The 10362-nt window shown below is 72.4% G+C and carries 9 protein-coding genes; all 9 read right to left on the reverse strand.

Annotated features, from left to right (window positions below; genetic code table 11):
* The coding region (locus E1291_RS33955; protein ID WP_207401082.1) for a hypothetical protein at positions 1-191 on the reverse strand (191 nt) is incomplete at its 3' end.
* Positions 192-397: 206 nt separating this feature from the next.
* Complete coding sequence (locus E1291_RS33960; RefSeq protein ID WP_131742168.1) at positions 398-1264, reverse strand: TIGR03936 family radical SAM-associated protein; 867 nt, start codon at positions 1262-1264, stop codon at positions 398-400.
* 212 nt (positions 1265-1476) lie between these two features.
* Positions 1477-3399, reverse strand: coding sequence for a TIGR03960 family B12-binding radical SAM protein (locus tag E1291_RS33965; protein WP_131742169.1), 1923 nt, complete (start codon positions 3397-3399; stop codon positions 1477-1479).
* An 80-nt stretch (positions 3400-3479) separates the two neighbouring features.
* Positions 3480-4661, reverse strand: a complete 1182-nt coding sequence (gene rodA, locus E1291_RS33970) for a rod shape-determining protein RodA (protein WP_131742170.1) — start codon at positions 4659-4661, stop codon at positions 3480-3482.
* Positions 4662-4814: 153 nt separating this feature from the next.
* Entirely contained in the window at positions 4815-6887 is a 2073-nt protein-coding gene (mrdA, locus tag E1291_RS33975; RefSeq protein WP_131742171.1) for a penicillin-binding protein 2, read from the reverse strand.
* The gene (gene mreD, locus E1291_RS33980) at positions 6884-7483 is read right to left on the reverse strand and encodes a rod shape-determining protein MreD (RefSeq protein WP_131742172.1); all 600 of its coding nucleotides are present in this window, start codon (positions 7481-7483) and stop codon (positions 6884-6886) included. The genes mrdA and mreD overlap by 4 nt, the downstream gene beginning before the upstream one ends.
* A 1-nt stretch (position 7484) precedes the next feature.
* Positions 7485-8480: a rod shape-determining protein MreC gene (mreC, locus tag E1291_RS33985; protein WP_131742173.1), complete on the reverse strand. Its 996-nt coding sequence runs from the start codon at positions 8478-8480 to the stop codon at positions 7485-7487.
* Between the two features lie 37 nt (positions 8481-8517).
* A complete protein-coding gene (locus tag E1291_RS33990; RefSeq protein WP_067461266.1) occupies positions 8518-9552 on the reverse strand; it encodes a rod shape-determining protein in 1035 nt (344 codons plus the stop codon).
* A 219-nt stretch (positions 9553-9771) separates the two neighbouring features.
* Entirely contained in the window at positions 9772-10182 is a 411-nt protein-coding gene (ndk, locus tag E1291_RS33995) for a nucleoside-diphosphate kinase (protein ID WP_131742174.1), read from the reverse strand.
* Positions 10183-10362: the final 180 nt, after the last annotated feature.

Below are 10362 nucleotides of genomic sequence, written 5' to 3' on the forward strand. Positions count from 1 at the left end.
CGGCTCGCGGCGCGGCGGCGGGGCCGCGCGGCGGCGCGCCGGCCGCCGGTGCCGCTCTCGGCCGCCGTGTTCTCGGCACCCGTGTTCTCGGCACCCGTGTTCTCGGCGCCGGCGAGCTCGCTGCCGGTGGTCTCGTTGGGCTGGTTATCGGTGCCTTCGGCGGCGGCCGAATCGGCTTCGTTCTCTAGCATCCGGGCAGTCTCCCGTCAGGCTCCCGGGCGCGACCGCCCGCTCCGCCAGGGGGCGGATCGGTGCGGTGCGCCGCACGGGAGCTCTCCGTTCAGTCGTCGGCGTCATCACCGCCGGACGGTCGGTCCGGCCATGACGACGAAGTCGTCGGGGGTGCGCCAGCCGTCCCTGCGACCGGTTCCGTGCTGCCACGGCTTCGGTCTCACGGTCAGGCGCTGACGGCATCCACGCTCGCGGCTTCCCCGGGGCGCGGGTCACCGGCCGGGCCGGCTCCGTCGCCGGCTCCGTCGCGAACCGGCTCCCGGTCGGGATCCAGGGGATCCGCGAGGCCACCGGTGTCCGCGTCGAGGGGCCCCTGCGCCAGCCTGGTCACCAGTGGAGGTGACGGCGGCGCCAGGTCGGCCACGAGGCGCAGTCCGGTGAGGATGTCGTCGGGTCGTACGGCGGGCGTGCAATGCCGAACAACCATTCGAAGTATCGCACAAGGGGCATCCGCCACCCCGGCGGCGCGCCGGTCCTGGCCGTGGGACCGGTCGCCGGACGGCTCTCCGGGCGAGGTCTCCAGGGCGTGGACCGCGGCGCGCACGTCGAAACGACGGCGGCCCTTCTTGGTGAGGCGTTCCACCTCGATGTCGTCGGCGGCCATGAAGGCGGCCACGGCCGCGGCGGCGTCGCTCCGCGACACCCCGTCCAGCCGGATCCGCCATTCGGACGCCTGGAGCCGATCGGTGAACGCTCCCGGCCTGACCGGTGCGTCCCCGGCGCGTCCCGTCCCCACCGGCACGACATCCACGATGTCGAGCCCGGAGGGCAGGGCCGCGTCGAGATCGGCCCGGACCCGCGCAGGGTCGCGGGTCTCGGTGAGCCCGATCTCGAGGTACTCGGCCTCGCTGGCCACCCCCGTCGCCGCCGCGCCCGCGTAAGAGATCTTCGGGTGCGGGGTGAATCCGGCACTGAACGCGACAGGGATCCCGGCGCGCCGCACGGCGCGTTCCACGGCCCGGGAAATGTCGCGATGGCTCGTGAACCGCAGCCTGCCCCGCTTGGCGTAGCGGACGCGCAGGCGCTGGATCACGGGGGCCGGTGCCGGACCCTCCGGCTTGGGTGCCAGGGCTCTAGTCCTTCCTACTCGTGTCGAAACGACAACGTCTCCCTATAGAGTACGGGCCCTCCGGCGCCGTTTCGCCCCGCCCCGGCACCGGGGGGACGCGAGCCCCGCAGCTCAGGGCGTTTTCGCGGCCCGATCCGGCCCGCAGAATCGCGTTCGGACCTGCGCGGACGGCCCCCTCACACCACCGAGAGCGGCAGCAGCCTCCGGCCGGTGGGCCCGATCTGGATCTCGGTGCCCATCGTCGGGCACACGCCGCAGTCGTAGCAGGGCGTCCAGCGGCAGTCCTCGACCTCGGTCCCGTCGACCGCGTCCCGCCAGTCCTGCCAGAGCCACTCGCGGTCGAGCCCGGCGTCGAGGTGGTCCCAGGGCAGCACCTCGACCTCCTCGCGCTCCCGGACGGTGTACCAGTCGAGGTCGACGGGCTCCCCGGCGAAGACCTCGGCGGCGCAGGCCGTCCAGCGCTCGTAGGAGAAGTGCTCGCTCCAGCCGTCGAACCGGCCGCCGTCCTCCCACACCGCGCGGATGACCCTGCCGACCCGGCGGTCGCCGCGCGACAGCAGGCCCTCCACGATCGACGGCTGGCCGTCGTGGTAGCGCAGCCCGATCGCGCGGCCGTACTCGCGGTCGCCGCGCAGCGCGTCCTTCAGCGCCCGCAACCGCCGGTCGACGGTCTCGTGGTCGCACTGGGCGGCCCACTGGAACGGGGTGTGCGGCTTGGGCACGAACCCGCCGATGGACACCGTGCAGCGGATGTCCCTGCGGCCGGTGGCCTCCCGGCCCGCCCGGATGACGCGCTTGGCCATGTCGGCGATCGCGAGGACGTCCTCGTCCTCCTCGGTGGGCAGGCCGCACATGAAGTACAGCTTGACCTGCCGCCAGCCGTTCTCGTAGGCGGTGGTCACGGTGCGGATCAGGTCGTCCTCGGTGACCATCTTGTTGATCACCTTGCGCATCCGCTCCGACCCGCCCTCGGGCGCGAACGTCAGCCCGGAGCGGCGCCCGCCGCGGGAGAACTCGTTGGCCAGGGTGATGTTGAAGGCGTCCACCCGGGTGGACGGCAGCGAGAGCGAGGTGTTGGTGCCCTCGTACCGGTCGGCCAGCCCCTTGGCCACGTCGCCGATCTCGCTGTGGTCGGCGCTGGACAGGCTGAGCAGGCCGACCTCCTGGAAGCCCGACTCCCGCAGCCCCTGGTCGACCATCTCCCCGATCGTGGTGATCGACCGCTCCCGGACCGGCCGCGTGATCATCCCGGCCTGGCAGAACCGGCAGCCGCGGGTGCAGCCCCGGAAGATCTCCACGCTGAACCGCTCGTGGACGGTCTCGGCCAGCGGCACCAGCGGCTTCTTCGGATAGGGCCACTGGTCCAGGTCCATCACGGTGTGCTTCTCGACCCGCCACGGAACGCCCGGACGGGCCGGCGCGACCCGCTGGATCCGCCCGTCGGGCAGGTAGGACACGTCGTAGAACCGGGGCACGTACACGCCGCCGGACGACGCGAGCCGCAGCAGCAGCTCGTCCCGCCCGCCGGGGCTCCCCTCGGCCTTCCACTCGCGCACGACCTCGGTGATCGCCAGCGCGATCTCCTCGCCGTCGCCGAGGACGGCCGCGTCGAGGAAGTCGGCGATCGGCTCGGGGTTGAACGCGGCGTGCCCGCCCGCGAGCACGATCGGGTGCTCGTCGGTGCGGTCGGCGGACTCCAGCGGGATGCCCGCCAGGTCCAGCGCCGTCAGCAGGTTGGTGTAGCCGAGCTCGGTGGAGAACGACACCCCGAACACGTCGAACGCGGCGACCGGGCGGTGCGCGTCCACCGTGAACTGCGGGATCCCGTTCTCCCGCATGACCGCTTCCATGTCGGGCCACACCGAGTACGTCCGCTCCGCGAGGACGCCGTCGCGCTCGTTGAGGATCTCGTAGAGGATCTGGACGCCCTGGTTCGGCAGCCCCACCTCGTAGGCGTCCGGGTACATCAGCGCCCACCGGACCTCGGCCTCGTCCCAGTCCTTCACCTGGGAGTTCAGCTCTCCGCCGACGTACTGGATGGGTTTCTGCACGCGCGGGAGCAGCGGCTCCAGTCGCGGGAAGATCGACTGGACGGGCATGGCGGTGTCCTCCGTGCTGTGGCCCTGGAAACGAACGCCCAGCCTACCCGCAGCGGCGGCCACGACCGTCCGGGACGGGCCTAGTCGAAGGGCCTGCGCCGGACGTGGACCGCCTGCAGCAGGCCGAAGGCGATCATGTTCGCGAACGTCGCGGAACCCCCGTAGGACACGAACGGCAGCGGCAGCCCGGTGATCGGCATGATGCCGAGCGTCATCCCGACGTTCTCGAACGTCTGGAACGCCAGCCAGCACACCACGCCCGTCGCCACCAGCGTGCCGAACAGGTCGGCGGCCTGGGTGGCGATGCGCAGCCCCCGCCACAGCACCACGCCCAGCAGCGCGACGATCACCGCGGCGCCGACGAAGCCGAGCTCCTCCCCCGCCACCGTGAAGATGAAGTCGGTCTGCTGCTCGGGGACGAAGTGGCCGCCGGTCTGCTCACCGTTGAACAGGCCCTTGCCGAACGCGCCGCCGGAGCCGATCGCGATGCGCGCCTGCTGGGCGTTGTACCCGGCGCCGCGCGGGTCGGCCGACGGGTCCATGAACGCGGTGAAGCGGGCGAGCTGGTACGGCTTGAGCAGGCCGAAGAACCACACCGAGAAGCCCACCGCGGCGCCGCCCGACAGCAGCCCGACCAGCCAGCGCTTGCGCGCCCCGGAGATCGCCAGCATGCCGAGGACGACGGCGGTGAACACCAGCGTGGTGCCGAGGTCGGGCTGCAGCATGATCAGCGCCGCGGGCACCCCCGCCAGCGCGAGCGCGAGCAGCACGTCCCGGCGCCCCGGGCCGATCTCGCCGTCCCGCGGCTCGCCCAGGATCATCGCCAGCAGCACCACCAGGCCGACCTTCGCGAACTCCGACGGCTGCACCTGGAACCCGCCGCCGATCACGATCCACGAGTGCGAGCCGTTGATCGTGGAGCCCAGCGGCGTGATCACCGCGACGAGCCCCACGCACGCCAGCCCGTACAGGATCGGGACATAGGCGCGCAGCAGCCGGTAGTCCAGCACCGTCACGAGGCCGCCGAGCCCGAACCCGATGACCAGGTTCAGCACGTGCCGCTTCAGGAAGCCCTCGGGATCCTTGCCCTGGTCGGTCATGAGCTGGAACGTCGCCGAGCGCACCAGCAGCGCCCCGATCACCGACAGCACCACGACCATCAGGAACAGCGTCCAGTCCAGCCTGCGCAGCCCGGCGACCCGGCTCTGCCACACACTCCGGTCGCGATACCCCCCGACCGTCCCCGCCTTGGTCGTGCTCACGACCTCGCCTCCGCTCGGCGGCGACCGGGCCGATCACGCGCCGGCTTCCCTCGTCGCTCCAGTCGCAAGCTCCCTACGCTCCTCAGTCCAGCCACCGCGCGCCCGCTCGCGCTCATTGCCTCGCCCCCGCTCGGCGGCGGCCTTCCGCGATGCTCACGGGGCCGCTCCTTCGCCGGGGGGCTTGGGCAGGTCGGTGGGGAGCCGGCCGTCCTTCAGCAGGGGCTTGACGTCCTTCGCGCCGTACATCGCCTCCCAGATCGCGCGGACGGCGGGGGCGCCGGACGAGGCGCCGGTGCCGCCCTGGGAGATCATCGCCACGACCGCGTAGCGCGGCTTGTCCACCGGGCCGAACGAGGCGAACCAGGAGGTGTCGTCCTTGCCGAAGACCTCGGCGGTACCGGTCTTGCCGCCCACGTCGACGCGCTTGAAGTCGAAGCCGTTGAACGCGCCGGCGGCAGTGCCCTTCTTCGTGACGTCGGCGAGGCCGCCGCGGATGTACCGCAGCACCTCCTGGCTGACCGGCAGCTTCGCCGCGGGCGGCGCGCCGATCCGCCGCAGGAGCGCGCCGTCCGGCCGCGTCACCGCGGTGCCGAGGCGCGGGGTGAGCAGCTTCCCGCCGTTGGCGAGGGCCGCGTACGCGCGGACGAGCTGCAGCGGCGTCACCAGCACGTCGCCCTGGCCGACCGAGAAGTTGGCCGCGTCGCCGGCCCGCCACACAAAGCCCTCCGTGCAGTTCTCCGTCGCGATGGCCTTGAGGTAGGCGGCGCGGGCGGGGTCGGTGCGGGCGACGCTGGGATAGCCCTCCTTGGCGCCCTTGCAGTCGGCCTTCTTCGTCGCGTTCCAGTAGGACCGCTTCCAGCCGCGGTCGGGGATCCGGCCGGGGGTCTCGCTCGGCAGGTCGATGCCGGTGCGGGACCCGAAGCCGTAGTGGCGGGCCATCCCCACCATGGGGTCGGACGGGTTCTTCTTCGGCTTGGTGGCGCCGTCGCGCAGCCACTCCTCGTAGGCGAACTTGTAGAAGATCGTGTCGCAGGAGACGACCAGCGCCTCGTGCAGGTTCATGTCGCCGTGGCCCTGGCCCTCGAAGTTCGTGAACGCGCGGCTGCCGACGTCGTACGACCCGGGGCACGGGTAGATGCCGGTCAGGGAGTAGCCGTCCTTCACCGCCGCGGACACCGAGGAGATCTTGAAGGTGGAGCCGGGCGCGAACTGGCCCTGCGTGACCCGGGAGGTCAGCGGCTCGCCCTTCTTCTTCCCGAGCAGGCCGTCGTACTCCTCCTGGGAGATGCCGCCCGTCCAGATGCCGGGGTCGTAGGTCGGGTAGCTGGCCATCGCGACCATCCGGCCGGTGTGCACGTCCATGACGACGGCGGCGCCGGCGTCGGCCTTGTGGCCCTCCTTGCGGGCCTTGGCGATGGTGTCCTTCAGGGCCTTCTCCGCCGCGCCCTGCACGCCGGCGTCGATGCTGGTGACGAGGTTGCCGCCGACCGTCGGCGCCCGCTCCTCGGCGGTGCCGGTGACGCGGCCCTGGCTGTCGACCAGGACCTTGCGGAAGCCGGGGACGCCGCGCAGGTCGGCGTCGTACATGGCCTCGAGCCCGGCGCGGCCGATGAGGTCGACGCCGCTGTAGCCGGTGACCTTCAGGCCCTTGCGCTTGTCCAGCTCCTCCTGGGTGATCGGCTGGAGGTACCCGAGCGTCTGCGCGGCGCCCGCCCCCTCCGGCCGCGGATAGTCGCGGACGGCCTGGACCTGCGCCGTCACACCGGGGAAGTCCTCCTGCCGCTCCATGATCTGCAGGGCGCGCTTGGGATCGACGTGGTCGTCGATGGGGATCGGCTGGTAGGGGGAACCGGGCCAGCAGGGCCGCTTGATCCCCGGCCCGCACAGCTGGATCCGCTTGCCGATCTCCTCGGCCCTGGTGCCGAGCACGCTCGCCAGCCGGCGCAGCACCGCGGCGCCGCGGTCCTTCTGCCGGGTCAGCGACGTGCGGTCGACCGACACGACCAGGGCGCTGCGGTTGCGCACGAGGGGCCGGCCCTGGTCGTCCAGGATCATGCCGCGGATGGCGGGGACGACGATGTCGCGGGTGCGGTTCTGGGCGGCGATCTCCTTGTAGTGGGTGCCCTCCATGACCTGCAGCGACCACATCCGGCCCACCAGGACCATCAGCAGGGCCCCCACGAGCACGTACAGCACGAGGAGCCGGAAGTGGGTCTTGGGGTTCACAGGCTCCCGCTCCGCCCCGACATCGCGCGGTAGCGGGCGGCGGGAACCGCGAACCGGTCGCCGCGGGCGCGCTCGCCCCGCTCGTAGCGGCGGGTCACGCGCAGCACCGCCCAGACGACGAACGGGCTGGCGATCACGTCGTAGACGACCTGGAGCGGGACCATCCGCGACACCGTGCCCCACTCGGCGCGCGGGTCGCCGAGGATCATCCCGGTCGCCGCGTACAGCACGGCCCCGGCCAGCGCGCCCGCCGCGACGGCGAGGAACGGCACCAGCGACTGGCGGTCCATCTCGGCGGAGGCGATGCCGCACAGGTAGCCGATCAGGCAGTAGACGAGCGCGTACCGGCCGAGGGTGTGGTCGGCGGGCGGGACGATGTCGGCGGCCAGGCCGGCGAGGAACCCGGTGACCATGCCGGTCATCGAGCCGCTGACCAGCGCGAGCGCGACGACGGCCAGCAGCACCAGATCGGGTTGGACGCCGCCGGGCAGCGGCAGCCGGTTGGCCACCGACACCTGCAGGATCAGCGCCACCACGATCACGAGCGCGGCCGTCACGACGCGGCCGGTCCGCGACGCCTCCGGTGCGTTCAGCACGTCAGTCCCCCGGGGTCGGTGTCTTGGACGGGCGCCGCGTGCCGCTCGGCCGCGCCTTCGGCGCGCCGCTCTTGGACGCGCCCGGGCTCGGCGAGCCGCTCGGCGTCGGCGTCGGCGCCGGTTTCGGCGCGGGCGGCAGCACCGCGTCCCGCGGGTCGATCTTCGGCGGGGCGACCACGACGGCCACCACGTCCAGGCTGGTGAAACGGACGAACGGCCGGACATAGGCGGTGCGGGTCAGGCCGCTGGCGCCGTCGATCCGCTCGATGACGCCGATCGGGACGCCCGGCACATAGGGTCGCTCGGCCTGCGAGCCGAGCGTGACGAGCCGCTGCCCGACCCTGATCGGCGCGGCGGCGTCCAGGAGCTGGAAGCGCAGCGCTGTGCCGCCGTTGCCGAGGCCGCGGCGGCCGCGGCCCTGCACGATGCCGATCTCCTTGGAGTCCTCCAGCCGGGAGCCGACGGAGGAGGTCTGGTCGGTGGCGAGCAGGACGGTCGCGGTGGCCGGGCCGACCCGCGTGACGCGGCCGACCAGTCCCGCGGCGCTCATCACGGTCATGTCGGCGCGGACGCCGTTGCGGCTGCCCACGTCGATGGTGACGGTGTCCTCGAAGCCCTGGCCCGCGGAGATCACCTGCGCGGCGCGGATCTTGTAGCCGCCCATGCCGGCGGTGCCGAGCAGCCGCTGCAGCTGGGCCGAGCGGTCCTGGTCGAGCCGGCCGGCCCGCAGCTGCTCGCGCAGCCGCTGGTTCTCGCGCTCGAGCCGGTCGGCGCGGCGCCGCTCGCCGGGCGCGTCGGTGACCGCGTCGAAGGTGTTGCCGACGGGCCGCACCACCGCCGCCGACGCGCGCTCCACCGGGCCGAACACCGTCGCGCCGAGTCCGCGCAGGCCCCGCAGCGGGGACTGGGCGCCGCCGCGGTAGTCAACGGTGATCATCGCGAGCGCCGCCACGAGCAGCGCGCCGAGGACCACGCGGGTGCGCCGGGTGTCCTTCACCCACCGACCTCCCGATCTTCTAGTGAACGCCGGGAGTTCAGTGCCGCGGCTCGGGCACGAGCACCTGCCGGAGCGACTCGAAGTCCTCGACGCACTTGCCCGTGCCGAGGACCACCGAGTCGAGCGGGTTGTCCACGAGGTGGATCGGCATGCCGGTCTCCTCGCGGAGCCGCTCGTCGAGGTTCTTGAGCAGGGCGCCGCCGCCGGTGAGGGCGATCCCGCGGTCCATGATGTCGCCGGACAGCTCGGGCGGGCACTTGTCGAGGGTCGTCTTCACCGCGTCCACGATGGAGTTGACCGGCTCCTCGATGGCCCGCCGCACCTCCTCGGCGGAGATCACGACGGTCTTCGGCAGCCCGCTGACCAGGTCGCGGCCGCGGATCTCCGCGTGCGGCTCCTCGTCGCCCCCCGGATAGGCGGACCCGATCGCCATCTTGATCTCCTCGGCGGTACGTTCCCCGAGCATCAGCGAGTACTCCTTCTTGGAGAAGGAGATGACCGCCTGGTCGAGTTCGTCGCCGCCGACGCGGACCGACTGGCTGGTGACGATGCCGCCGAGCGAGATGATCGCGACCTCGGTGGTGCCGCCGCCGATGTCGACGACCATGTTGCCGGTGGGCTCGTAGACGGGCAGCCCGGCGCCGATCGCGGCGGCCATGGGCTCCTCGATGATGTAGACGCGGCGGGCGCCGGCCTGGTAGCCGGCCTCCTTGACGGCGCGCTGCTCCACCCCGGTGATCCCGCTCGGCACCGCGACGACGATCCGCGGCTTGGCGAAATGGCGGCGCTTGTGCACCTTCTGAATGAAATAGCGCAGCATCCGCTCGGTGACGTCGAAGTCGGCGATGACGCCGTCCTTCAGCGGGCGGACGGCCACGATGTTGCCGGGCGTGCGGCCGATCATCCGCTTCGCCTCGATGCCCACCGCGACGATTTTCCCGGTGTTGGTGTTGATCGCCACAACGGACGGTTCGTTCAGGACGATGCCCCGCCCGCGGACGTACACCAGCGTGTTGGCGGTGCCCAGATCGACCGCCATGTCACGGCCAAGGAACGACAGCTTGTTACCCATGAAGAAAGGGAGCCCTTCATGTTGACGGGCGTGCAGAGCGGCTTGCCCATCGTAACGTGCGCGGACGCCCCCGGGGAGTCACCCGGCGCCCGCGCGTCGCCGAAAAAATGGGGGCTGACCTGGCCCTTCCAGATGAGCGAACGCGGGCCGGATGATCCGGCCCGCGTGTGTCGATCAGCTGCGGGCGCCGTGCGCGCGGCGCTCCGCACAGGTAGATCGTCAGCCCAGCTCGGGGAAGAAGAGCTTGATCTCGCGCGCGGCGGAGTCGGGCGAGTCGGAGCCGTGCACGATGTTCTCGCCGATCTCCAGCGCGAAGTCGCCGCGGATGGTGCCGGGGGTGGCGCTCACCGGGTCGGTCGCGCCGGCCAGCGCGCGGAACGCCTCGATGGCGCGGGGGCCCTCGGCGACGAGCGCGACGAGCGGGCCGCCGGTGATGAACTCGACGAGTTCGCCGAAGAACGGCTTGCTCGCGTGCTCGGCGTAGTGGGACTCGGCGGTGTCGCGCGAGAGCGTGCGCAGTTCGAGCGCGACCAGCGTCAGGCCCTTGCGCTCGATCCGGGAGACGACCTCGCCGACGACGCCGCGCCGGACACCGTCGGGCTTGACCAGGACAAGAGTGCGCTCGGACACGAATGTTCTCCTCAGGAAGTTCGGGATCGGGTGGCGCCGCCCCTGGGACAGACAAGGGTCCGGCCCGGCATGACCCGCACACCGCGGCCCGCGCACCACTGCGCGCGAATCCTACCCGGCGCCGGGGTCCGCAGCCGCCACGGGCGCCCGTCCGGGCGGGCGGGGCGCGCGCGGTGCGGC

Origin of the sequence: Actinomadura roseirufa (assembly GCF_900659635.1) — a bacterium.
GTDB classification, from domain to species: domain Bacteria; phylum Actinomycetota; class Actinomycetes; order Streptosporangiales; family Streptosporangiaceae; genus Spirillospora; species Spirillospora roseirufa.